Below are 24683 nucleotides of genomic sequence, written 5' to 3'. Positions count from 1 at the left end.
CCTTGGCAGCAAGGGATGCCGACCGCAGCCACGGCAACGCAGTTCCGGGACGCGGCGCGGAGCGTCCGGTCGAAGTCTGGCCCACCTCGGCGATCCGTTCTGCGCTGCAGGACGGCGACATCAGTGTGTGGCAGCGCATCGTCCTGGCGATCAAGCGTGACCCCTTCGGCCGCACGGCCCGACAGGTGGAGGAGGTTCTGGCCAACGCCGACCTCGTCGGCGTCTCCAAGGCGATGCAAGAGGTGATCGCCCGCAGCCGCCAGCACCTTGAGGCCAATGAACGCGCTGAGGCCGCCCGGCACATCCGCGTCCTGATGGACCGCTCGGGCCTGTCCGATCCCGAGTTCGCCTCGCGCAGCGGGATTCCTCCGCAGGACCTCGCGGTCTATCTGAGCGGCAAGGTCAGTCCCCCGGCCTCACTCATGATCCGCATGCGGCGACTCTCTGATCGCTTCGCCAAGATTCAGGAACAGCGCCGCGGTCGGGGCTAGTCCCCTCGGATCTGCTCGACCACCGGCACACCACACCTGACATGCTCGACGTCGTGTCTGACGATCTCGAACGAATCCTGCGGACCACCCGCACCATCGCCGTGGTGGGCGCGTCGGCCAACCCCGCGCGGCCGAGCAACGACGTGTACCACTACCTGCGCGCCACAGGCCAGTACACGGTCTATCCGGTGAATCCGACCATCACCGACCTCGACGGCGACCCGGCATTCGCGAGCCTCGCCGACCTGCCCGTGGTACCCGACATGGTCGACGTGTTCCGGCGCGCCGAGGAGCTGCCCGGGGTGCTCGCCGAGATCCTGGCGCTCCCTCAGCGGCCGAAGACCCTCTGGCTGCAGTTGGGTCTGATCGATGCGGAGGTCGCCCGAGCCGCCGAGGCCGCGGGCATTGAGGTCGTGATGGACCGCTGCACCAAGGTGGAACACGCGCGCCTGCGCTGAACGGCGGAACACGCGCACCTGCGCTGAACGGCGGAACAACCGCTCCTGTGCTGACCTCAGGGATTGGGCGTGTTGATGGGCGCCACGTCGAGCACCGCCCACCGCCCCTCGGGTTTGCCGAGCGTGACCCGCAGCGCGAGCACCGCGCGCGTCGGAGCCGCACCGGGTGCGCTCTGCGTACCTCGCATGACGACCACCACGTTGGCGCCATCGGTGCCCAGCGCCTCCACCCCCGCTGAGATGGTCTGCGCCTGCGCCGAGATCCTCTTGCGGGCGAGGTCTTCGGTCGACTTGCCGAAGTTGGCCTTGAACGCCTCGGCCTGCGCGGGCGCCATCAGGGCCGCGGCCCGCTCGATGGAGGCCATCGGGTCCTGCGGCGAGAACGTCGCCGTCGCCTCCGACACCGCGGTCGCCAGGCGCACCACCTCCTGCGCGTCGGCGTTCATCTGACGGTCCGGCAGCGTCAGCCGCGTGTAGCCGACCACCACCGAGGCCGCCACCAGCGCGGTCGTGACGGCGACGACCGCCAGCCGCAGACCGGGGCCGTCATCGTCGGTGCCGGCGGTCACCCGATCCCGACGCCACAGCACCGCGTTGACGACCATCGCCTCAACGATCAGCAGGCACAGGATCGAGGCGACCGACACCCACCAGAGCGGCCAGGCGAGGAAGGATCCGATCGCCAGGAGCGCGATGACCGCCAGCAGTGGTGCGGCGATGTCGAAGGCCAGCACGCGCCAGGTGTTCCTCATCGCATGGACTCCAGACTCGAGATCAGCAGTCGCCCATCGACCTCGGAGACCCCGAGACGCAGATTCCAGCGCACGGTCTGGGGCTTGCCGCCGACGTTCTGACTCACCGACGACGCGATGATCAGCACGGTGTCGGTGCGGGACGCGACATCCTGCGGCAGTGCGGGCGGTGGCGGCGGCGCCCCCGGCTCGGTGTCGAGGTCGCGGTGCACCGACTCGTAGGCGATCGCCTCGATCTGCCCGCGGGTCTGCGACTGCAGGGTCTTGACCACGTCGGTGTAAGGGGTGACGGCGGCCTCGAAGTCGGCGTTGAGTTGGCCGACCGTGCCGTCGTGCAGTTTCTGCAGGCTGGCCTCGACGGTCGCGGCGGTCATGTTGATCAGGACACCGGTCCAGTCAGCCGCGGCCTGCATGACCCGGGTGCGGTGGTCGAGTTCGTCGACCTGGTCGCGATGCCCCGAGTAGATCAGCCCGGCCAGCACCAGCCCGGCGACCGCGACGACCGCGAGCACCGCCGAGGCGATCCCGTAGGGCGAGAAGACCGGCCCGGGGGGCGGCACCTCGGCGGCGTCAGCGCTGCTGGCGGGCTCGGTGACCTCGGCGTCAGGCATGGCCGTGAGGGTACCCGGCGACTTCTGGTAAGGATGAAACCGTGACGGTAGAAGCCAAACGCTGCGGCCTGGATCTGAGCCACGTCGACGACCACGCCCGCCCACAGGACGACCTGTTCGGTCACGTCAACGGCCGCTGGCTGGCCGACTACGAGATTCCCGCCGACCGCGCCACCGACGGCGCGTTCCGGTCGCTGTTCGACCGCGCCGAGGAACAGGTCCGCGACCTGATCACCGAGGCCGCCGCGAGCGGTGCCCCGGCGGGCACCGACCAGCAGCGCATCGGCGATCTGTATGCCAGCTTCCTCGACGAGGCGGCCGTCGAGAGACGCGGCGTCGCCCCGCTTCTCGACGAGATGGCCCAGATCGACGGGGCCACCGACGCCGATGCACTGGCCGTCGTCATCGGTGCGCTGCAGCGCGCCGGGGTGGGGGGTGGCGCCGGGGTCTACGTGGACACCGACTCCAAGAACTCGACGCGGTATCTGCTGCACGTCAGCCAGTCCGGGCTGGGCCTGCCCGACGAGTCCTATTACCGCGACCCACAGCACGCCGACATCCTGTCGGCGTACCCGGGCCATATCGCGCGGATGTTCGCGCTGGTCTTCGGCGGCACCGAGCAGGATCACGCGGAGACCGCCGAGCGCATCGTCGCGCTGGAGAAGAAGCTCGCGTCCGCGCACTGGGATGTCGTGAAGCGCCGTGACGCCGACCTGACCTACAACCTGCGCGCCTTCACCGACCTCGCCGACGAGGCCCCCGGGTTCGACTGGACGGGCTGGGTCACCGCGCTGGGCAGCAGCCCCGAGAAGGCGGCCGAACTCGTCGTCCGCCAGCCCGACTACCTGACGGCGTTCGCCGCGCTCTGGTCGGGCGCCTCGCTCGACGAGTGGAAGGACTGGGCGCGGTGGCGCCTGATCCGGTCGCGCGCCGGCATGCTGACCGACGCCATCGTCGCCGAGGACTTCGAGTTCTACGGTCGGACCCTCAGTGGCACCGAGGCCATCCGCGACCGCTGGAAGCGCGGGGTGAGCCTGGTGGAGGGCCTGATGGGCGACGCGCTGGGCAAACTCTACGTCGAACGCCATTTCCCGCCTGAGCACAAGGCGCGCATGGATGTTCTGGTGGCCAACCTGCGGGAGGCCTACCGCGTCAGCATCAACGACCTCGAGTGGATGACGCCGGAGACCCGGCAGCGCGCGCTGGCCAAGCTGGACAAGTTCACGGCCAAGATCGGCTACCCGGCCAAGTGGCGGGATTACTCGCAGCTAGTGATCGACCGCGACGACCTGTACGGCAACTGCCGGCGCGGCCACGAGCTCGAGTCCGATCGCGAACTCGCCAAGCTCGGCGGGCCGGTCGACCGCGACGAGTGGTTCATGACCCCGCAGACCGTGAACGCCTACTACAACCCGGGCATGAACGAGATCGTGTTCCCCGCGGCGATCCTGCAGCCACCGTTCTTCGACGCAGACGCCGACGATGCGGCCAACTACGGCGGCATCGGCGCGGTGATCGGCCATGAGATCGGGCACGGCTTCGACGATCAGGGCGCCAAGTACGACGGCGACGGCAACCTGGTGGATTGGTGGACCGACGCCGACCGCGCCGAATTCGGGCTGCGCACAAAGGCTCTCATCGAGCAGTACGACGAGTTCGTCCCCCGCGGACTGTCCGGCGAGCACCACGTCAACGGGGCGTTCACGGTGGGCGAGAACATCGGCGATCTCGGTGGTCTGTCGATCGCGCTACTGGCCTACAAGCTGTCGCTGGGCGGTGCGGAGGCCCCGGTGATCGACGGCCTCACCGGCGTTCAGCGGGTGTTCTTCGGCTGGGCGCAGGTGTGGCGGACGAAGTCCCGCGACGCCGAGTCGATCCGGCGCCTCGCGGTGGACCCGCACTCACCGCCGGAGTTCCGCTGCAACGGCGTGGTCCGCAATATGGACGCCTTCTACGAGGCGTTCGGCGTCGGCCCCGACGACGAGCTGTTCCTCGAACCCGAGCAGCGGGTGCGCATCTGGAACTGACGGCGCCTCGGCAGCGAGCGTGCCCACCGGGGTCCGCCCACACGCCGAACACAGATCGTCTGGACACAGAAATCGCCCGGAATCCATGTGATTCCGGGCGATTTCTGCGTTCAGCAGGGGGCTAGAACATCTGCCAGTCCGACGCACCGTCGGGCTGGTTGTACAGACCCTTGCTGTTCTTGATGACGATGGGATCGCCGCTGCCGAAGTTGTCGAAGAACCACTGGGCGTTGGCCGGGCTCAGGTTGATGCAGCCGTGGCTGACATTGCGCTTGCCCTGGTCGCCCACCGACCACGGCGCACTGTGCACGAAGATGCCGCTGTTGTCGATGCGGACCGCGTCCTGCACCTTGAGCTTGTACCCCTCGGCCGAGTCCACCGGCACGCCGTACGTCGAGGAGTCCATCACGATGTCGGCGAACTTCTCCAGCACGTAGTAGGTGCCGTTCTTGGTCTCATGCTTGCCGTCGGGCTTGCCCATCGACACCGGGAAGGTCTTCTCGAGCTTCCCGTTGCGCATGACCTCCATCTGCTTGGTCTTGTCGTCGATCGTCGCGACCAGGTAGTCACCGGTGCGGAAGGTCGACTTGGTGCCCGCGGCGTCGATGGTCACGACGGTGTTGGCGGGCCAGAAGTCCTGCGGGCGCCAGCGCAGCTGTGTGTCGCTGACCCAGTAGAACCGGCCCGGCACCGGCGGCACCGACGAGATGTGCACGGCGTCCTGCGCCATCTGCCGGTTGGCGATCGGCACGGCGAAGTTGATGTAGATCGGCTTGGCCACACCGACCATCGACCCGTTCACCGGGTTGAAGGTGGGCGGCCGGAACGGCGGGGTGCCCTCGAACGGCAGCGGGTTCTGGCCCGCCGGTGTGCCCTCCGGGATCACGGCCGGCGCGCCGTAGTTGTTCAGCGGTGCCGGGGCGGCCGGGTCTTCGGCGGCCACGGGAGCCAGCGGATCAGCCGGCGGCGGCGGGGGCGCGAAGGGGTCGACGGGCGCGTCGACGGCCGGCGGCGGTGGCGGGTCGCCCGGGGTCACCTCAGGGTCTGCAACCGCGGGTGTCACCGCGAAGGACAACAGTGCGGCGGTGCCCAAAAGTGCGGCAACCGACTTCGCGGCGCGGCTTCCGATAAAGCTCGCCATGTACCAACCTCCAGTCATCGGCTCGGTCCAGTGTCGCACAGCCAGCAGACCAGCTACTGGTTGCACGGGCCGCCCACGACCCATCCAGACCCGACTCACATGGTCGCGACTTGAGCGTTTCATCGTCGTGACCACGAGCTTTGTTACAGCGTCAATTCCCGGCCGTGGTGTCGAACAGTCCGCGGCTGGCGGCAACAGCAGCGCAGGCACCGATCATCAGCAACGCCGAGATCGCGATCGTGACCGCAATTCCGGAGGTCTCGTAGAGGATTCCGCCAGCCAGCGAACCTGCCATGATGCCGATCTGGAACGCCGCGACGTACCGCCCCGATGCGGCATCCGGGTCGGCGGGGGCCGCGCGCATCGCGGCTGCCTGCAGCATCGGGGGCAGTGCGGTCGCCATCGCACCCCAGAGCATGATCGCCAGGCTGCCGGCCACCACCGTGGCGATGCCGTGGGCCGGGCCGAACGCCATCGCGGCCAACGCCGCGAGCGCCACCGAGAGACTGGCCAGCCCCGCCAGGACCGAGGCCTTGGGCCGTCGGTCGAGGGGACCCGCGAGCGCGGCCATGGCGGTCAGGCCCGCGACGCCGTACCCGGCGAGCAGCCAGGCCACCCGGGGCCCGTCCACACCCACGACGTCGCGGATGATCACCACGACGAACGTGTAGGCGATGAAGTGGGCGCCCACCCCGACGGCCGTCAGCCCGCAGAGCAGGTTCAGCCGCGACCCCACGAAACGGCGCGCACGACGGCCCGAACCGGCCTGCGCGTCAACCTTCAGTTCGGGCAGCACGAGCCGGGCCGCGACGGTGACGACGCCGGCCGCCAGCGCGATGACCGCGAACGCGGGACGCCATCCCCACAGTTGGCTCATGGCCGCGGTCAGCGGGCTGCCCACGACCAGCGCCAGCGCCGAACCGACGTACACCGCGGTCGTCGCGCGCCCGGTGTGGGACGGCGGGACCAGCCGGGCGCCGATGGGCGCGATCACCGACCACATCAGGCCGTGCGTCATCGCGCTGACCACCCGGGCCGACGCGAGCACCGCGAAGTCCGGCGCAAGCGCCGAGCAGGCCTGCGCGACGGTCAGGGTGCACAACGTGACCAGCAGGACCCGTCGTCGCGACCACCGCGCGGTCCAGCGCACCAACGGGACGGTCATCACCGCGGCGACCAGGGCGTATCCGGCCACCAGCGTGCCCACCAGGGCCTCGCTGACATCGAGATCCGCCGCGATCGCGGGGAGTGCGCCCACGGGCGCCAACTCGGCGGTGACGTAGATGAAGGCCGCGGTCGCCAGCACCGCCAACTGCACCGCGACGCGAGGCGTCCACGGGCGGGTCGGGTCGGGTCGCACGGCGACAGTCATCGTGGGGCCACGGTATCGACTTCGGCGACGCCGGTGTGGGACGCCGCCGCGCGGCGTCCCACTCAGGACCGCACGAGACGCGCGATGGCGGCGGACGCCTCGGCGAGCTTCCGGTCCGCCTCGTCCCCGCCCTCGGCCACGGCGTGGCTGACGCAGTGCCCGAGATGTTCGTCGAGCAGACCGAGCGCCACCGACTGCAGCGCGCTGGTCACGGCGCTGATCTGAGTGAGGACGTCGATGCAGTACTTGTCCTCGTCGATCATCTTGGCGATGCCGCGCACCTGCCCCTCGATGCGCCGCAGGCGTTTGGCGTAGTTCTCCTTGTTGGGCGAATAGCCGTGCGCGCCGACCTCGTCCGTCATGATCCGAGCATCTTCTGCATCTGGGCGATCTCGGCCTGCTGCGCATCGATGATCTTCTGCGCCAACGTCTTCGCGTCGGTGTTGACGCCGTTGGCCAGCTCGGCCTTGGCCATCTCGACCGCACCCTGATGGTGGGCGATCATCGACTCGAGCCACAGTGTGTCGAATTCGGGGCCCTGCAGCGTCTTGAGCCTGGCCATCGTGGCCTCGTCGACCATCCCGGCCATATCGCCGTGTCCCCCGTGACCGTCGTGGCCGGAGGACGGATGGTCCTCACCGCCGCTCCACTGCACCAGGAACGCCTTCATGGTGGTGATCTCGGGTTCCTGCGCCGCCGAGATCTGCTTGGCGAGTGCGAGCAATTCGGCGTTGGTGCTGCGATCCGGCACCAGGGCGGACAACTCCACGGCCTGCTCGTGGTGCGGGATCATGTTGGTGGCAAAGGCGACGTCGTCGGCGTCGAAGCCCGCGGGCTCGCCGGTGATCTCGACGGTCGGCACGTCGTGGCTGTGGTCGGTGTGCCCGTCGCCGGCCTCCCCCGGCGCCGCGTTGTTGCATGCCGACACGAAGAGAACGGCGGCAGAGGCCGCCAGGAGCGCGAGCAGACGGTTACGAGTCATGAACCCACCGTACCCGGTACCCCTGGAGGGTATCCAAAACTGATCGGAACGGCTGCTCAGCGGGCCATACTGGTCCGCATGGCCCCAGCCCCGGACATCAAACCCCGCAGTCGCGACGTCACCGACGGCCTCGAGAAGGCCGCCGCGCGCGGCATGCTGCGCGCCGTCGGCATGGGCGACGAGGACTTCGCGAAATCCCAGATCGGCGTCGGGTCGTCCTGGAACGAGATCACGCCGTGCAACCTGTCGCTGGACCGCCTCGCCAAGGCCGTCAAGGAGGGCGTGTTCGAGGCGGGCGGATTCCCGATGGAGTTCGGCACCATCTCGGTGTCCGACGGCATCTCGATGGGCCACGAGGGAATGCACTTCTCACTGGTCAGCCGAGAGATCATCGCCGATTCGGTCGAAACCGTGATGCAGGCCGAGCGCCTCGACGGTTCCGTGCTGCTCGCGGGCTGCGACAAGTCGCTGCCCGGGATGTTGATGGCCGCGGCTCGACTGGACCTGGCCAGCGTGTTCCTCTACGCCGGGTCCATCCTGCCCGGTCGGGCCAAGCTGTCCGACGGCACCGAGAAGGACGTCACCATCATCGACGCCTTCGAGGCGGTCGGGGCGTGTGCCCGCGGCCTGATGTCGCGTGAGGACGTCGACGCGATCGAACGGGCCATCTGCCCCGGCGAGGGGGCATGCGGCGGCATGTACACCGCCAACACCATGGCCAGCGCCGCCGAGGCCCTGGGGATGTCGCTTCCGGGGTCGGCGGCCCCGCCGGCCACGGACCGCCGCCGCGACGGCTTCGCCCGCAGGAGCGGCATCGCCGTGGTCGAACTGCTGCGCCGCGGGATCACCGCGCGCGACATCCTGACCAAGGAGGCCTTCGAGAACGCCATCGCCGTGGTGATGGCCTTCGGTGGGTCCACCAACGCGGTGCTGCACCTGTTGGCCATCGCCTACGAGGCCGGCGTCAAGCTCACGCTGGAGGACTTCACCCGGGTCGGCAACAGGGTGCCGCACCTGGCAGACGTCAAACCCTTCGGCGCCTATGTCATGAACGACGTCGATCGCATCGGTGGCGTCCCCGTGGTGATGAAGGCCCTGCTGGACGCCGGTCTGCTGCACGGCGACTGCCTGACCGTGACGGGTCAGACCATGGCCGAGAACCTCGCCCACATCGCGCCGCCGGACCCCGACGGCAAGGTGTTGCGGGCGTTGTCGGCGCCGATCCATCCCACCGGCGGCATCACGATCCTGCACGGGTCGCTGGCCCCGGACGGCGCGGTGGTGAAGTCGGCGGGCTTCGATTCCGATGTCTTCGAAGGCACCGCAAGGGTTTTCGAGCGCGAGCGGGCCGCACTGGACGCACTGGAGGACGGCACCATCACCGGCGGCGACGTGGTGGTCATCCGTTACGAGGGGCCCAAGGGCGGGCCGGGCATGCGCGAGATGCTGGCGATCACGGGCGCCATCAAGGGCGCGGGCCTCGGCAAGGACGTGCTGCTGATGACCGATGGGCGGTTCTCTGGGGGCACCACGGGCCTGTGCGTCGGGCACGTCGCCCCCGAAGCCGTCGACGGCGGACCCATCGCGTTCGTGCGCGACGGAGACAGGATCCGCCTGGACGTCGGGAGGGGACTTCTCGACATCCTCGTCGACGCGGACGAATTCGAGTCCCGCAAAGCGGGTTTCGAGCCACTGCCGCCCCGCTACACCACCGGGGTGCTGTCGAAGTACACCAAGCTGGTCGGCTCGGCCGCCGTCGGCGCGGTCTGCACTTAGCCCAGACCCGCTCCAGCAGAGCGGATTCCGAATCGGACCACATCACAGGGCCCGTAACTGGCTCGTCTCCGCGACGACACGGACCGGTAATCCGATCCGGCTTACCTGTGACCCGTGACCGACAAATTCCATCTGGGCTGGTTTCTGAACTTCGTCGCCGACGAGTGGAAGGGAACCTGGGGCGACGGCGGGAAGGATTTCACCGGCGACTTCTACGTCGAGGTGGCGAAGTCCCTGGAGCGCGCAAAGTTCGATTACATCCTGATCGAGGACAAGCTGATGGTGTCAACGGCTTACGGCGGCACCATGGAGTACGACCTCAAGCACGGGGTGAACCCTAAACACGATCCGGTGCCACTGGCTGTGCTGATGGCGGCTGCCACCACGAGGATCGGCGTGGTGCCCACCATGTCGACCAGCTTCTACCCTCCGTTTCTGTTGGCCCGCCTGTGCAGCACCGTCGACCACATCGCCCGAGGCCGGTTCGGCTGGAACGTGGTCACCTCGGCCGAGGACCGGTCCGCCCAGAACTTCGGCCTGGACCGTCTGTATGAGCACGACGAGAGGTACGCCCGGGCATCGGAGTATCTCGACCTGGTCAGCCGGCTCTGGGAGTCCTGGGATCCGGACGCCGTCGAACGCGACCATCTGACCGGGACGTACGCCAACCACAAGAAGGTCCACACGGTCGACTTCGAGGGCAAGTACTACCGATGCCGCGGTCCGCTGAACACCGCGCCGTCGCCGCAGTACCGGCCCACCATCGCTCAGGCCGGGGCATCGCCGCCGGGACGCGCGCTTGCCGCACGGTACGCCGACACGATCGTCTCCCCCGCCAACACCGTGGAGGCGATGAAGGAGTACCGCGACGACATCCACGCCCGGATGCGGGCGATCGGCCGCGACCCGTCTGAATGCAAGGTGCTCTATCTGGCCTCCCCCGTCGTCGCCGACACCCACGACGAGGCGGTCGCCAAGCGGGAGCGCTGGTTCAACGACCCGGAGAACATCGAGTACATGCTGGCCGAGCTGTCCTCGATCACCGAGATCGATTTCGCGGCCTTCGATCTCGACCAGCCGCTGCCGGAGGACCTGACCACCAACGGCGAACGCGGCACCCTTGCGGCGTTCATGGCCGGCGGCGAGGACAAGACACTGCGGGAACTCGTCACCGGCAGCGGGCTTTTCAGCCACACCCCGTTCGTCGGCACCCCAGCCGAGGTGGCCGAGGAGATGGGTGAGGTGATGGCAGCGGTCGGCGGCGACGGCTTCCTGCTCACCACGCCGGTGATGCGCCTGAACCGCCGCTATGTCGCCGAGATCACCGAGGGACTGGTGCCCCAGCTGCAGCGCCGCGGGCTGACCCGCACCGAGTACACCACCACGATGCTGCGCGACCACCTGCGCGAATTCTGACCCGCCGGGCACCCTCCGGCCAGACCTGTCGGTCTGACCTGCCGGTTAAGATCGCTGCGCTATGACTGAGATCGACCAGCGCACCCCAGCCCCCGCCCAGCCGCCGTTCCGCTCGTTCACAAGCGTCATCGGCTCAGCGATCTTCGTCAGCCGCTGGCTGCAGGCACCGCTGTACCTCGGGCTGATCATCGCTCAGGCCGTCTACGTGGTGGTGTTCTGGAAGGAACTGATCCACCTGGCCAAGGACTTCAACCATCTCGACGAGGCGTCGGTGATGCTGATCGTCCTGGGTCTGGTCGACGTCGTGATGATCGCCAACCTGCTGATCATGGTGATCATCGGCGGTTACGAGACGTTCGTCTCCCGGATCCGGATGGACACCCATCCCGACAAGCCCGAATGGCTCAGCCACGTCAACCCCAACGTGCTCAAGGTCAAGCTGGCGATGTCGATCATCGGCATCTCGTCGATCCATCTGCTGAAGTCGTTCATCAACGCCGAGAACCTCTCCCCCGAGACGTTGAAGTGGCAGACCATCATCCACATGGCCTTCATCGCCTCGGCCATCGGATTGGCTTTCGTTGACTGGATCTCTGCGCGGGTCGCGTCTCTGAATCACTGACTCGCCCAGCACTGCGGCACACTTCCTCCATTTTCATGGAATGTGTGAATGCGTCCCACCGTGCCATTCCTGAGCGCCGATTCGCCGAGGGCCCACCCCCCACACACAGGCCCTCGGCGTCGACGTCATCAGGCTAGGAAATCTTGGTGCCGCCGCGCGTCCACCGAACGTACGAATCGCGCTGAGCAGCAGGTTCTTCACCATTGATGGGACAGCTGGGGCCAAAGTCAATGGTGGGATCATATCGGTTCCCATTCGGCCCAACGCCGTGTAATACGTACGTACTAATCGACATTCACGCTGTAATCCCAACGTATCAAAGACCTCTCCGAACCTTTTTCGACACCGGCTCACGGCGTAACTTTTCGGCCACCAATCCATTCCGAAAAGAATTCGTTCATGCAATTTTTTTCGGCCGCCGAAAAGGAGAAACCCATGCGGACAGTGATCATCGCCGGCATTGCGGGCGTGCTCGCCAGCGGCGGCATCGCAATGGCCGGTCCGGCCACAGCAGGATGCCAGAGCGCCTTCATCAGCATCTTCGGCGGAGGACAACGCTGTGACGGGCCCATCGATCAACTCGGGAACTTCACCCGCTGCGACAGCGGCCACGGCATGGGCTTCGGCGGATCGAACTGCTATGTCGTCAACGTCAGTGACCCGGCCCAGGCGCCGCGCATCCCCTGACCATGGAAACAGTCAACGCAGCGCCAACGTGGGGGCCGCAACACCCTCGGAGGAGGGGTTCAACAGCGGTCATCGGCCAGAGTTCCAGTCGCGCAGCGGACTTCTATCCACAGCGTGTGCCCCGCTTGGACAACCTCCGGCCCGGTCGGCGACTCACTCAACTGGCGCACAAGCGCATGCCTGTCCGGCCCCGGGTCGCACACGATGCTGACGCTCACCGCCTCTGGCGCCCCGCTGACGACCAGCCGCAGGAAGGTTTGCGCGGCCTCCGCCGCACGCTGCAATGGAACCGCGAACTCCTCGATCTGCTCATCGGCGAGGTCGGGAAGGTCACCGGCGAGGTCCACCTGGACCTCCACGCCCCGCGCCTCCGCCTCGTCGACGAGGGTGCGGAGATGCTGCATCAGCGGATGGCCAAAGGCGGTCGCCTGGTCGAAAAGTACACGCAGGCGGCGCGACTCGGCCCGCGCCCGGCGCTGCAGGTCCCTGGTGACCGGCGCCCCGGTGCTCAACTCGCGCAGCAGCGGCAGCACGTTGTCGACCAGGTCGGCATACCGCCGCTGGTACTCGGCGCGGACCGCCTGCTGGATCCGCAGACGCGCGATGACCCGCCGGCTGGCCTGCGTTTCGCTCTGCACCTCCCGAGCGGCCTGCTGCACGAGTCCGTTGAACACCAGCGCGAAAATCTGGACGCTCAGGATGCTGGCCGTGCCCAGGCCGATGTTGACCAGCGCCGCAGCCGACGGCTGACAGATCAGCACGACCACGGCGCCCACCACCCAGTACCCCGTGACGATCGCCACGCCGCGTCGCACCGGAAGGTCGAGCAGCATCGGAATCAAGCACCACCCGATCGCATTCTGCGCCCAATGTGCGTGCCCACCGACCAGATTGGGCGCGATCACCATGGGCTGCAGGACCGCGACTGCGAGCAGGGCGGCCGCCGCCGCCCACCTCGCGCCCAGGGTCCGGCTGCGGCACACAATCCTGGGGACTGCCGCCAACGTCGCGACGGCGGCGACGATCACCAACAGGATGCCGAACCAGCCGGAAGTCCCATCGACGCCGGCGTAGGGCACCGCGAAGGCCAGATTGAGCAACGCGTACGCCATCAGCGCCAGACCGTAGCGGACACGGACACGTTCGATGAGGCTGTCCGGGTCCGACGCATGGCCCGCCGAGGACTGCGTGGGCCATGCCGCCCAGGACAGCTCGACGTCGGTGCCGGCGCCGGGCGCCGACCGCACGGTGGCTCGGCCGCCGGCCCGCTGCATTCTTCCGAGGATCGAGTCGGTGACGCCATGGCCGAGCCGGGGCGCATCGGGGTCGAACCCCACCCCGTCGTCGGACAGCCGGACCGCGGTGGAGGTGACGGTGATCCGCAGCAGAGACGCCCGTGAGTGCCGGTCGACGTTGTTCATCACCTCGCGCGCCGCCGCGATCACCGGTTCTGCGGACAGGCCCTCCACCCACAGCTCGTCGACTCCGTCGAACTCCACCGGGGTCTGCAGATGGGTGGCACACTCCCGCAGAGCCCGCACGATCTCGGCACGCGGGGGCGGGGCGTTCCATCCCCCATCCGAGAGCAGACCGAGATCCCGACGGGCCTGATCGGCCAACCGCTCCGGCGGGATCGCCGCCCCCTGTCCCGCCATCATCAGCGTGGATGCGGCGGTGTCATGGAGCAGCGCCAGCTGCTCTCGTTCGAAGGACCGGACGGCCGCACCGACCTCTCGATCCGTCTCGGCCGACTGGCGTGCCGCTCGGGCCTGGTCGACCGCAGCGGCGATGCGCAGGACCATGTATCGAATGAGCGCGGCTGTGCACCACTGGAGCGCGAAATAGTACAGTGCGGCAACGGAACTCACCTGCCCCCAGCCGAGGACCGCCGCGCTTCCACAGGCGTAGCTGATGGCAATTCCCAGCGCCAGTGGCAGGCTCACGCGCGGCCGCACCGCCACCGAGAACCCGATGACCGCGGTGCCGGCGATGGCCAGCGGCGCGTTGTTGGAAAGGTGGAAGTCGTTGTCCGGCACGAGAAACGGAATGGCAAGGCAGACTCCGATCACCAGGCCATAGTCGACCACTGCGGGCCCAACACGCACCGATCGGCTTGCGATGCGGTACAACGACCACACCGCGACGACGCCGAGCAGCCATCTGCCGGGCGCACGTGCGGCGGAATCGGGGTCAGCCAGTGCCACGATGGCGACCACCGCGTTGACGACCCCGCGCATCAGCAGGCCGACCATCGCAGCACGCCGACCCAACTGCCGGCGCGCGGCATCGAATCCCGCCCGCTCGCCGGCACCGTTCAGTTCGCCCATGCGCAGACCATACGGCGGTGGATCATTGGCCGGAGTTCCGTTTTTGTCATCCCCGTCAACGCACCCGCGTCGCGGAAGCCATTTGTCGATTACGATCTGTCCTTCGAAAGCCGTCCGAATGAGCAGACGGACGAATTGGGGCGTGGACCAAAGGGGTGATGTCGTTGAATGTGCAACCAGTTACGATTGCCGTGATTGACGATCATGACGTGGTGCACGCCGGTATCGAAGCTTGGTGCGCCGATGCAGAGCCGGAGATCAATCTGCTGGCCAGTTTCACCACGCCCAGCGGATTCCTGACCTGGCACGACGAGCACGCCTCTGCGGTCGATGTGGTGCTTCTCGACCTGCAGATCGAAGGCAACAGGCCGGACTTCGACACATTGGCTGAATTGTGCAGATCGGGACACCGCGTCATCGTCTATTCGCATCTCACTGCCGACGAGGTCATATTGACCTGTCTCGATCTCGGGGCCGTGACGTACCTGACCAAGTCGGAGGGAAAGCGCCATCTCATCGACGCCATCCATGCCGCACATTCCACCACGCCGTACGTCGGGCCGCGAATGGGAAAAGCATTGTTGAATGACAACACCCTGGGACGCATTCGGCTCTCCGAGCGTGAAAAGGAGGTGCTGATCGCCTGGTTCCAGACCGAGAGCAAGGATTTGGTGGGACAGCGTCTGTACATCGCGCCGACCACGGTGCGGACACACCTCCAGCGGGCGCGCGCGAAGTACGCGTCCATCGGACGGCCCGCACCCACCAAGTCGGCGCTGCTCGCCCGCGCCATCGAGGACGGGATCCTGAGCCTCAACGACCTCTGAGCACCCGGACACGCCGAATGCCCGCACCGGTCATCATGACTGTCGTCCGAAGGGTCGATAGCGCAACCGCACCGGATGTTGGTGTGATGAGGCGGATACGGCACACACAGCACCAGGGGGTCCGATGGGCGTGGTTGGCGCCGACGTCGACCAGCTTCGGACGCTCGCGCACACCCTGCGGCAGGCCGCCGACAGACTCGAGTCCGCGTCCGGTTCGGTCACCAGTCAGCTGTCCGGGGTGGGTTGGTCAGGCCCCGACGCCGACCGGTATCGGTCGCAGTGGCACGGCGAATCACAGGGCCTGATGCGCTCGGCGGTCGCCACCCTGCGTGAAACCGCAAGCGCCGTCGAACGAAACGCCACCGATCAGGTCCAGGCGAGCCGCGCCGATGGCGGCGCCGCAGTCACGGCCTCCGGGCTTCCTCCGTCGTTGACCCACATCCTGCCCTACCCGATGATCGACACCTCGAACGACAATCCGCTGGTTGACATTCGCGACTTCCTCAGGTCAAACGCGTTGTGGCCCATCACGTGGGACGCGCTTCTCGGCCGGTTCGACGACGTGGCGGCGGTGCCGCTCCTGGATGCTCTCGGCCTGGTCGCGGACGACCGGATCAGCGATGGCGAGAAGATGCTCGACGCGGCAGGCTCGGCGACCGACGTTGCGGGCGGCCTGCTGAAGTCTCAGGGCACCCCGGTGGGCTATCTCTCCGGTGTCGCGTTGTCGCAGTGGGGCGATGTGCTCACCGCGGCTGCGCGGACCGACTTCAGCGAGTCCGGTCTACGGACCACAGTGGACTATCTCGCCGAGCATCCGGGGGATGCCTTCGAGGCCGCGCGCCGCGCCGTTGTCGGATACGTGCCGAAGCTGTTCTCAAATCTGTTGCCCTGGTGAAGGAGTCAACCCCCATGGAAGAGACCGCACTGCTCACCGATGACGAGATCGTCGCCCTCTGTGTCGCCGACGGCCGGCCGTGGCCGCTCGGGCTGCCCACCGTCACGGCCACCTCTGATGAACTGACCCGGGCCGGGGTGCGGGGGATGCGCTCGCTGATGGTGCGCCGGCTCGCGGGCGGCGACGCCGCCCAACCCGGTGTACGTCCGCACGAGTTGATCGCCCAGGACGTGGCGGCCTTCCTCGACGCGACAGTGCGGATCGGCGCCTATCTCGCCCCCGCGGCGAACCATACGGCGCTCGGTGGCGCATCGGTGACCGCGGCGCGCACGCAGGACGGCTGGGTCGTCGACTCCACCACCGCCGCAGGCGTTCACGCCCTGCGGGCGGCGACCGGCGACGAGGCCGCGGAGGCGGTGATCGAGCTCGCCGAGAAGACCTACCGCGGAGACTTCTTCGCAGACACTGCCGCGGGGGCGAAGTGGGCGTGCGTGGTCCGACTGGGCACGCACGCCGACGACCGCCTCGTGCTGGGCCGGGAGAGGATCAGCGGCACGGTCTGCGGCGCGGCCGTCATCGAGTGGGATGCGCAGTTGATCCGCACGGCGTTCGAGCTGTCGACCGCGTGAAGGTCGCACCGCGCTGAGGCTTCGCGGGCGGCTCCACGCCGGACTATCCGGTGCCGAAAGTGGATGCGCCGCTGAGCACCGCCCAGATGATGAACGCGGCAAGGCCGACCACGATCACCACCACGGTGACCAGTCCCGCGATGATGACCTTCGGGCTGACACCCAGGCCCCCCTCGGCAGGTTTACGTTGCGCGGCCACCGGTCTGCGCGCAGCGCCGCCGGGAACCCGTTGCGGCCCGGTGTGGGAGTGTGCCGCCAGGACCGGGCGAGGACCCGTGGTGCGCGGCGATCCCTGTGCGTGCCGACGGGTACGGCGCTCATGGTCGATCGCGCACCAGGGACAGTGCCGCGCGGCGCTGGGCACCCGATGTCGACCGGATGGGCACCCGGTCAACGAGATTCCCAGCAGGTGCTCCCGCCACTCCCGCGCGGTCGGCCGGGCCGCGGGATCCCGCACCCCATCGGTGAAGGCGCGCACGAACAGCTGTTGGACCTCCACTGGCAGGAAGCTCAGGGGTGGTGCCAGCGGATGGGTGTGCAGCAGCGAGTCCGGCCCGCCCGCCCAATTGCCCGACCGTGCCAACGTCAGCGCGTCGGGCTGTTCGCCACCGCCGACCCAGGTGCCCCGCATGAAGGGGTGGTTACCGGCCATGAGCAGTTGGTGGATGTGCACGGCGAGCGCGAACAGGTCGGAGGTCTGGTGGCGCGGCTGGGTTCGCAGGTTCGCGCCGGCCAGCTCCGGGGCGGTGAACTCGGGTCGCCCGACACCGCAGAGGAATCGTCGGCCCGCGGTGTCGGTGAACTGCATCGAGTCGCAGTCCACCAGCGTCACCTGGGTGGCGTCGGAGACCAGGATGTTGCGTTCCTGGAAATCCCCGATCACCGCGTCCACTCGATGCACGACCTCGACGGCGAGGCACAGGTTGGCGGCCGTGTTGACCAGGTGTCCCCAGGTGGCGTGCCGCGTCCACTGCGGCGCGCCGGGCAGGGGGTCCTCCCGGTTGGACGGGTTGCTCATGATGTGGATCTCGACCGAGGTCTCGGTGGAGATGCGGGGCATGACGAAACCGATCGGCCGGTCGCCGTCGAAGATCAGGTCGGAGGGCCAGGTCAGCACGACAAAGCCGTTGGGCTGCACGGCGCCCCGTGGCGGTGAGGCGATCATGGCGGCGACCTTGTCGAGCTTGGCCGGCAGCTCCTTCAGTTCGGGGTGAAACACCTTGGCGGCCAGGTCCGGCCGCTCCAGCACGCCGTGCACCGTGCCCTCGCCCGCCTTGGCGAGGACCGGATACAACGTGATCGGGACACCGGTGGACAGCAGCGCGCGCTGCGCTGCGGATTCGATGGGGCCGGTCGTCATCGCCACCACCGGGGGCGACGCTTCGCCCGTGACGACTGCGAAACCGGCTGCGGTGCAGGATTCGTCATAATGTCCTCCGGTGACGGCGGGTCGGACCACTGCGTGCGGAACGGGCCGGGTGAGACGACGGCCGATTCCGGCTCGGTCGCCGCCAACACCAACGTCTTGTCGTCTCCGGTCTGGTCGTCGGTGATGCCTCGCAGCAGCGCCGCAAGCTGATCGGCGCCGGTCCCGGCGCGAACGTGCTGCCACGAGCCGCGGAAGAACGGCTCGTAGGGCTCGCCCGTGGCGATGTTGGTGATCTTGTAGCTCATGCCGTCGGTGCTGAGGGCGAACGCCGTGACGCCGGTGCGCACGGTGGTGCGAAACGCATTCTCGAGGGCTCGTTCGGACTGAAGGAACGACGTGGTGTTGGCGTACTCGTCCTTCGGCTCCACCAACAGCGTCTCCACCCCGCCGTCGAGGTCGGCTGCGATCACCCCGTCGCCGATCTGCCCGAAGCTGGCCAGCCTGCGGTCAACCACGGCCACGCTCAGGGTGGTCGACAGCAGCACGACGTCGAGGCCGAGCGCCCCGGCCTGGGCCGTGACGCGCTCCAGCGCGCCGTCGAACAGCCACCGCAGCATCTGCTTCGCCCGATCGGGGGTGGCGATGCGGTAATCCTCGATGAATCGAGGCTGCAGGGCACGGTCGAGCACACTGCGGCAGGCGGCGTGCGCACCCCACGCCGACGTCCCGGTCACCGATCCTGCTCCGTCGGCCACCGCGGCAACGATGAAATCGCCTGCAACGCCGTAACTGTAGGCATCGTCACAGCCCAGACCCCGGCGCTCATGCTCCTGTCCGGTCACCGAAGCCCCGCACACCGCCCAGCCGAAGCCGTCCTGCCGGCCGTCCCGGCAGACCGTGGTCATGCGCTCGTCCACCCGCTGACCGATGGCAGCGCGATCCGGTCATTCATCGACCCGAGGGCCTGGTCATCCCGGGCGAACTCCGAGGAGTTCGACACACTGCTCAGCGATGCCGAAAGCCACTCGAACAACTCGGCGTACTTCAGGCCGTCCAGCGGGGCCGGACTGCGCTGCACCGACAGTCGCGACAGCTGCTGATAGTCCACCCGCGGGCCGGCGCCGACAGCGAAAACTGTGACGCCACGAGCGCTTTCGGCGGCGTTGAGGCGTGCCACGGCCTGATCGAAACCATCGAGATTCGGCTTTCCGTCCGTCAACACCAGGATCCAAGGCCGGTAGTACTGCAGCCCGGCGACCTTGTAAGCGTGCTTGCGGTCTTCGATGATGTCCAGGGCCAGGTCGATGCCCGCGGCCATGTTCGTGGTGCCCGACGCCGTGAACGGCACGGGGTGCAGGCTGCGCGCCTCCTGCATGGGAACCAGAACGGTGGCCACGGTTCCGAACGTCACGACGGCCACCTCGACGCGCTTGCTGGCCAGCGTCTCGTTGTGCAGGTAACTGGTGAAGGCCGCGAATCCGCGCTCGAGCGCTTGGATGGGCTCACCCTGCATCGAGCCCGACACATCAGCCAGGACGACGCAGGCCACCCGGGGATCCGGGTTGGCGTCATTGAGTTCGACCGACCATTCCCAATCAGACACCACCGCAGCCCCTTCCCGACTCCGTCGGATTCCGGGGAGATCTTCTCACTGGTCGGTGTTGCGTGGGCCGGATGGGTTGGTGGTGCCGTAGGTGGTTCCCGCGGCGAACCGCTGCGTGGATTGGGCCAACACGTCGGCCACCCGGTCCGGGGTGCCCGGAGTCGATTCCGACTCCGACGGGAAGATCCGCGCCGTGGCGGAGCCTTCGGGCTCGGCGGGAGCCGCGATCGCCGTGGTGGACGCCACCGAGTCCGCCGAATCCTCCTTCGCGGCCTGCACCACGGCACGCTGCCGCCGAACCGGTTTTGCGCTGACCACGGCACCGGTGACGAAGGCGATCACCAGCAGCGCCAATCCCACTGCACACAACGCCACGTCGAACGTACTGGTGATCTGTTGATTCAGGGTGTTGCCGTAGACATCGGTGATCACGGCGGGATTCAGCGGAGGTACCCGGGGCACCAACGCGACGCCGAGAATCACACGGCACACCGTGAGCGCAAAGAGGACTCCATAGAGCAGCGTCAGCAACAGCCGCGGGGCGGCGACTCTGCGAGAGGTGTTGACGTACAGCCACATCGCCAGCAGGGCGGCGGCGAGGTCGAACGACATCAGGGTGGCACCGATGTAGGGCGGGTCGGGAAGATCCAGCACTGCGGACAGCATGAGGTCGGCGATCCGCTGCAGGGCTGTGCCGCCACACCACACGGCGATGAGCAGCAGGCATTTTCGCGCTGCGGCGCGCCAGAGATCGGCTCCCCCGGCGGACGCGGCGGCCAACACGACGCCCCCGCCGACGATGGCGGCCGTGGCGGCCCAGGCCAGGTAGCCCTCGAACCCGACGCCCACCGTCGACGTGTTCTGCGCGATACCGTGGAACGCGTCCAGTTCCCGCCCCACCGGCAGGACCCAGACGAACACGCCTGCCGCGCATGCTGCCACGGCCAGCAGGGTCGTCGCCAAACGGGCCGCGGCATTCGACGCGGTGATCCATCGAGCCGTCAGGATCATCGGCAACAGGTTCACCACCCCGTAGAGCACCGCGGTCACCGCGACGACCAGATTCTGTACGCCCGTGTCGGCGTCGCCGATGTCGGGCACCACAAAACGCGTGCGCCAGTAGATGTTCGCCAGCACCGCCACCACCGCCAGCGCCAGTGCCGAGTGACCGATGATCCGGCACAACCGGGTGGCGGTCTCAGCGCAGTTCGCCGCGGATGTCACCGACAGCACGGGCTGGGCAGCCAGCAGAGCACCCGCCAGCCCGATCCACGCCCCTGGGCCGACGCCGGGCGGCACCTCGGCGGTGCCCCCTGTGCTGAAGGACTCCACCACGGCCCAGACCAGAAACCCCAGCACCAGTGCGATATACGGAACGCTCAGGATCAGTCGCAACCGGTTCAGCGCGCTCGCGTCGCCGTCGGCGCGCGCGGGTCCGGCATGGCTTCGCACCAGCGCGGTCAGCGCCACCAGGGTCACCACGACCAGCAGGCCGAACATCCACCCGGACGATTCCGAGATGCCGATGCCGAATCGAATGTTCCAGGGCAGCAGCGCCGCCAGGACGAGCAGCGCGGCCGCAACGCCGTCACGGATCACGTTCGGCCGATGAGCTTGGTTCGTCAACACAGTCCCCGCGCCTCTGTCACCCGTTGCCGAACAGGCTGCCACCGAATGGCAGTTTCGGCAGTTCGGGCAGCGTCGGAATGGGGATCGAGGGAACTTCCGGTGCCGACGGCACGTCCACCGGCGGGGGCGGTGCGACTGGCGCGGGAATCGGCAGCTTCGGGATCGGCAGTTCGAACTTCGGAGCCGGCGCCGGGACCGGAATGTCGGCCGGAGCCTGAACCGGCGCTTCGATCACCGGCTTCGGCGCCTCGATCACCGGCTTCGGCAGGTTGATCACCGGCTTCGGCAGGTCGATCACCGGCTTCGGGACATCGATGACCGGCTTCGGCGGATCGATGACCTTGGGTGGGCTGACCGGCGCCTGCACCGGTGGCTCGAGGATCGGCTTGTTCACACCCGGAAGCTCAATCTTCGCCGGCGGCTCCACCGGCGCCTGCACCGGCGGCTCGAGAATCGGCTTGTTCACACCCGGAAGCTCAAACTTCGCCGGCGGCTCCACCGGCGCCTGCACCGGCGGCTCGAGAATCGGCTTGTTCACACCGGGAATCTCGAGGGGCCGCGGCGCGTCACCCAGTTCGGTGCCGGGCAGCTTCCCTCCCGGAACGTCAGTCGTCAGGTCGGTGCCTGGAGTGGTCTGGGGCAGTTTCAGATCGGGTGTGGCGATCGGTGCTGATCCCTCGGTACCGGGCAGTGACTGCGCAACCTCAGGCGACAGAGTCTCGGTGAGAATCGATGCCGGGCTGGACTTTTCGGCTCCTGCGGTGGTCGGCAACGATTCGAGCACCTTGGTGTCGACGATCTTGGAGCCCACGGGCAGCATGTCGGCCACCGTCGCAGTGGGCAGCTCCGTGGTGCCCTTCTCGAACAGTTGCACCGGGATCGCGTCGGTGTCCGGAACACCGTCGGCGACGTTCTTCGTGGCGCTGAAGAGCGGCCCTGTGTCCTTCTGAACCACCGCGACGGCACCCAGATCCGACAGATCGGAGATGCCGCCGAACGCGGTGTCCGCGGCTCTGCTGATGCTGTTGGCCGCCGCTCGATTGCCCGGCGACATCATTTCCGCCGCAGTCTCACCCATCATCCGAACATTGCTGACGAATGCCAGAACCTGGCAGGGGCTCCAGCGACTGAAGTCCGGGATCAGCCGGGTGAGGTATTCCGGGGCCTGCGCCGCGACGCCAGGTCCGGGGATGCCGCCACCGGCCAGCGGCGCGCTCTGCAGTCCGATGGTTCCGTCGTTGTAGTACTTGATGATCGGTGCGCCGGCATCGCCCATGGCGCGCGTCGAACTCACCAGCTTAGGGCGCAGCGTGCGAGCGTCGGTCACCTCCCCGGGCGCCGGCAACTCCTCGATCGCGGTCCAGGCCGGCGGGTCCGGCATGGTGCCCTGACCGGGCGCCACTGGAAAGTACTTGCCCGCCAGCGAATCATCGGTCAGTCGAACGGCCTGCGCGTCGACTGCAGGCCGAATTCCGATCGCAACGCTGACCGCGAGGGCGGCGAAGCCCACCACCACGACTGCTGCCACGGTGCTGCCCAGCAGCAGCACTCGTGGCCGGTGCACCGGCGCTTCGCCCTCCTCGACCTCGAACTCGTCGGGGTCGCCCACGCTCATCAGCCGCATCGGCGTCTGCAGGGGCACCGCCGACGCCAGGTGGGGGTCCTCCTCGTCGTCAACCTCCGAGTACGCCAACTGATGCGCCTGCGGGCTCATCACCGTCTCCGCCGCGCTGAGCGAATCACCTTCACTCTCTACGTGAATCGAGTGCTGAGCGCGGAATCCGGCCAGCGCCGCGCCGCGCGCCACGGCATATTCGTGCCCCTCGGGGACATGCAGCGGGACCGGTGACGCCTGGCGGAGGACATCGGTCTCCGCACCGTCGCCAGGGGCGCCCAGCAGAATCACGCTCGTCGCCCCGCCGGGCTCCTCGCTGAACCGTTCCAACAGCGTCCGGAAGGCCGCGTTGCGGTCGCCGCCGACAACCTGCTCGACTGCGATCAGCGCTGTGACGTCGGCGTCGGCGTCGACGATCGACAGTGCCGCGGTCTCGCCATCGCTGACCAGTGCGGCCGTGATCTCCTCGCCGACCAGCGCGTGCGTCGCAGCGGTCACAGCAGTCGAGTTCGCCACCGTCGAGACGTGCGCCAGCCCCGCTGACGTCAGGGCAGCCACAAGTGCCGCGGCCCGGTCACTGTCCGAACTGCAGACGGTGGTGCCCACGAGTCGATGCCCGGCTTCGGCAAGCAGGTGGTCCGTCGACACCAGCGTCGACACCAGCGAGTCGGCGGTCACGTCGATCAGATCGATGTGTGACTGGTCGATCACCGCATGTGGTGGTGCCGCATCAAGCAGTGCGATCTGCGCCGTCGCCCTGTCCACCGCCACTCCGAGCGTGACATCCATTGACAAACCCCCGCCTCTCCAATCACGCCGCCGAATTGTGCAGCGCTGTTCGCCGCGGTGTGCTCACACCGTGAACTCCGGTTCTCACCGAATCAGCAAACGTCCTTCAGCATCTTGGGCTAATCCTGACATCGGCGCCACCCGCACGGGTATCGAACGTTCGGCGGACGCCCGGGCACTGGAACCGCCTCTACCCGAGGAAGCCTGCTGCCGACAGGTGGGCGTACAACCCGACGACCACCAGGCCGATCACCAGGTACACGACGCTGATGAGGGTGGCGGCCAGGGCCAAGCTGGCGCCGCCCTCCCCGGAGAGCCGGATCTGACGTTTCGCCAGGCAGGAGAGGGGAAGCGTCAGCGGAGCCACCACCAGACCGAGGAACAGAGCAGCCACGAACGACACCGCGGCGAGCCGGTTCAGCGGCGCGACCTGTGCCACCACAGCAGGGGTCGCATTCGCCGAACCAGGGGCGGCGGTCAGGTGGCCCGCGCCGTACCTGCTGGGCGGCAGCGCCGATTCTTCCAACGCCTTCCCTCCTCGATCCGGGCACAGATCGGCCCAGTCACGGTCCACTCTGCTGCCCGGCCGCGGGCGCCGACAATCGTACGATCGGGCGACACAGATCGTCGCCCGCCAAGTGTGGCAAAGAATTAGGGTTCTCTCC

23 protein-coding genes are annotated in these 24683 nt (G+C 67.9%); 10 read left to right on the top strand and 13 right to left on the bottom strand.

The features are described 5' to 3' along the window. Window positions 1-2: 2 nt before the first annotated feature. Complete coding sequence (locus A5727_RS02190) at window positions 3-491, top strand: XRE family transcriptional regulator (protein WP_231991929.1); 489 nt, start codon at window positions 3-5, stop codon at window positions 489-491. Between the two features lie 53 nt (window positions 492-544). Continuing rightward, window positions 545-949 carry a CoA-binding protein gene (locus tag A5727_RS02185; protein ID WP_068243987.1) on the top strand — a complete coding sequence of 135 codons (405 nt, stop codon included), beginning with the start codon at window positions 545-547 and terminating at the stop codon, window positions 947-949. Between the two features lie 56 nt (window positions 950-1005). Here the strand turns inward: A5727_RS02185 and A5727_RS02180 are convergent, their stop codons facing one another. Continuing rightward, window positions 1006-1701, bottom strand: coding sequence for a hypothetical protein (locus A5727_RS02180; protein WP_068243718.1), 696 nt, complete (start codon window positions 1699-1701; stop codon window positions 1006-1008). Next, window positions 1698-2312: an Rv1363c family protein gene (locus A5727_RS02175; protein WP_068243714.1), complete on the bottom strand. Its 615-nt coding sequence runs from the start codon at window positions 2310-2312 to the stop codon at window positions 1698-1700. Before A5727_RS02175 ends, A5727_RS02180 begins: the two co-directional genes overlap by 4 nt. Window positions 2313-2353: 41 nt before the next feature. On the opposite strand from A5727_RS02175, the gene A5727_RS02170 reads away from it, so the two are divergent. Beyond that, window positions 2354-4339 (top strand): M13 family metallopeptidase, encoded by a 1986-nt coding sequence (locus tag A5727_RS02170; protein WP_068243712.1) that lies wholly within the window; start codon window positions 2354-2356, stop codon window positions 4337-4339. A 121-nt stretch (window positions 4340-4460) separates the two neighbouring features. Here A5727_RS02170 and A5727_RS02165 read toward each other — a convergent pair whose 3' ends face one another. The 4 genes from A5727_RS02165 to A5727_RS02150 all read right to left on the bottom strand — a co-directional run bounded on the left by A5727_RS02165 (window position 4461) and on the right by A5727_RS02150 (window position 7834). Then, complete coding sequence (locus A5727_RS02165) at window positions 4461-5480, bottom strand: L,D-transpeptidase (protein ID WP_082949549.1); 1020 nt, start codon at window positions 5478-5480, stop codon at window positions 4461-4463. 151 nt (window positions 5481-5631) lie between these two features. Then, window positions 5632-6852, bottom strand: coding sequence for an MFS transporter (locus A5727_RS02160; protein WP_068243707.1), 1221 nt, complete (start codon window positions 6850-6852; stop codon window positions 5632-5634). A gap of 62 nt (window positions 6853-6914) precedes the next feature. Beyond that, window positions 6915-7214, bottom strand: coding sequence for a copper-sensing transcriptional repressor RicR (ricR, locus tag A5727_RS02155; RefSeq protein WP_068243704.1), 300 nt, complete (start codon window positions 7212-7214; stop codon window positions 6915-6917). Beyond that, window positions 7211-7834 carry a DUF305 domain-containing protein gene (locus tag A5727_RS02150; RefSeq protein WP_068243701.1) on the bottom strand — a complete coding sequence of 208 codons (624 nt, stop codon included), beginning with the start codon at window positions 7832-7834 and terminating at the stop codon, window positions 7211-7213. The genes ricR and A5727_RS02150 overlap by 4 nt, the downstream gene beginning before the upstream one ends. A gap of 78 nt (window positions 7835-7912) precedes the next feature. Here A5727_RS02150 and ilvD point away from each other — a divergent pair, with 78 nt between their 5' ends. The 4 genes from ilvD to A5727_RS02130 all read left to right on the top strand — a co-directional run bounded on the left by ilvD (window position 7913) and on the right by A5727_RS02130 (window position 12335). Continuing rightward, complete coding sequence (ilvD, locus tag A5727_RS02145) at window positions 7913-9610, top strand: dihydroxy-acid dehydratase (RefSeq protein ID WP_068243699.1); 1698 nt, start codon at window positions 7913-7915, stop codon at window positions 9608-9610. A 114-nt stretch (window positions 9611-9724) separates the two neighbouring features. After that, window positions 9725-11026, top strand: coding sequence for an NtaA/DmoA family FMN-dependent monooxygenase (locus tag A5727_RS02140; RefSeq protein WP_068243695.1), 1302 nt, complete (start codon window positions 9725-9727; stop codon window positions 11024-11026). Window positions 11027-11087: 61 nt separating this feature from the next. Beyond that, a complete protein-coding gene (locus tag A5727_RS02135) occupies window positions 11088-11648 on the top strand; it encodes a TIGR00645 family protein (protein WP_068243692.1) in 561 nt (186 codons plus the stop codon). A gap of 435 nt (window positions 11649-12083) precedes the next feature. Then, the gene (locus A5727_RS02130) at window positions 12084-12335 is read left to right on the top strand and encodes a hypothetical protein (protein ID WP_068243689.1); all 252 of its coding nucleotides are present in this window, start codon (window positions 12084-12086) and stop codon (window positions 12333-12335) included. 59 nt (window positions 12336-12394) lie between these two features. Here the strand turns inward: A5727_RS02130 and A5727_RS02125 are convergent, their stop codons facing one another. Then, window positions 12395-14662: a sensor histidine kinase gene (locus tag A5727_RS02125; protein ID WP_068243686.1), complete on the bottom strand. Its 2268-nt coding sequence runs from the start codon at window positions 14660-14662 to the stop codon at window positions 12395-12397. A gap of 158 nt (window positions 14663-14820) precedes the next feature. Between A5727_RS02125 and A5727_RS02120 the strand changes: the two genes are divergently transcribed. The 3 genes from A5727_RS02120 to A5727_RS02110 all read left to right on the top strand — a co-directional run bounded on the left by A5727_RS02120 (window position 14821) and on the right by A5727_RS02110 (window position 17013). Beyond that, entirely contained in the window at window positions 14821-15489 is a 669-nt protein-coding gene (locus A5727_RS02120; protein WP_068243682.1) for a response regulator, read from the top strand. 124 nt (window positions 15490-15613) lie between these two features. Beyond that, window positions 15614-16384, top strand: coding sequence for a WXG100 family type VII secretion target (locus A5727_RS02115; protein ID WP_068243676.1), 771 nt, complete (start codon window positions 15614-15616; stop codon window positions 16382-16384). A gap of 14 nt (window positions 16385-16398) precedes the next feature. Beyond that, window positions 16399-17013, top strand: a complete 615-nt coding sequence (locus A5727_RS02110; RefSeq protein WP_068243673.1) for a hypothetical protein — start codon at window positions 16399-16401, stop codon at window positions 17011-17013. A gap of 43 nt (window positions 17014-17056) precedes the next feature. Here A5727_RS02110 and A5727_RS02105 read toward each other — a convergent pair whose 3' ends face one another. The 6 genes from A5727_RS02105 to A5727_RS02080 form a co-directional block, all read right to left on the bottom strand. Continuing rightward, window positions 17057-18373, bottom strand: a complete 1317-nt coding sequence (locus A5727_RS02105) for a hypothetical protein (protein WP_068243984.1) — start codon at window positions 18371-18373, stop codon at window positions 17057-17059. Further along, complete coding sequence (locus tag A5727_RS02100; RefSeq protein WP_082949556.1) at window positions 18370-19287, bottom strand: PP2C family serine/threonine-protein phosphatase; 918 nt, start codon at window positions 19285-19287, stop codon at window positions 18370-18372. The genes A5727_RS02105 and A5727_RS02100 overlap by 4 nt, the downstream gene beginning before the upstream one ends. Further along, the gene (locus A5727_RS02095) at window positions 19284-19985 is read right to left on the bottom strand and encodes a vWA domain-containing protein (protein ID WP_082949555.1); all 702 of its coding nucleotides are present in this window, start codon (window positions 19983-19985) and stop codon (window positions 19284-19286) included. The genes A5727_RS02100 and A5727_RS02095 overlap by 4 nt, the downstream gene beginning before the upstream one ends. 45 nt (window positions 19986-20030) lie before the next feature. Continuing rightward, window positions 20031-21584 carry a DUF7937 domain-containing protein gene (locus tag A5727_RS02090; protein ID WP_231991920.1) on the bottom strand — a complete coding sequence of 518 codons (1554 nt, stop codon included), beginning with the start codon at window positions 21582-21584 and terminating at the stop codon, window positions 20031-20033. A gap of 46 nt (window positions 21585-21630) precedes the next feature. Then, window positions 21631-24018, bottom strand: coding sequence for a DUF7159 family protein (locus tag A5727_RS02085; RefSeq protein ID WP_068243669.1), 2388 nt, complete (start codon window positions 24016-24018; stop codon window positions 21631-21633). Window positions 24019-24208: 190 nt separating this feature from the next. Next, complete coding sequence (locus A5727_RS02080) at window positions 24209-24544, bottom strand: hypothetical protein (protein ID WP_157521179.1); 336 nt, start codon at window positions 24542-24544, stop codon at window positions 24209-24211. Between the last annotated feature and the right edge of the window lie 139 nt (window positions 24545-24683).

The organism is Mycobacterium sp. ACS4331, from assembly GCF_001667265.1.
Lineage (GTDB): Bacteria > Actinomycetota > Actinomycetes > Mycobacteriales > Mycobacteriaceae > Mycobacterium.
The sequence above is the reverse complement of the archived record's forward strand: the minus strand, read 5'-3'. Positions and strand labels throughout refer to the sequence as shown.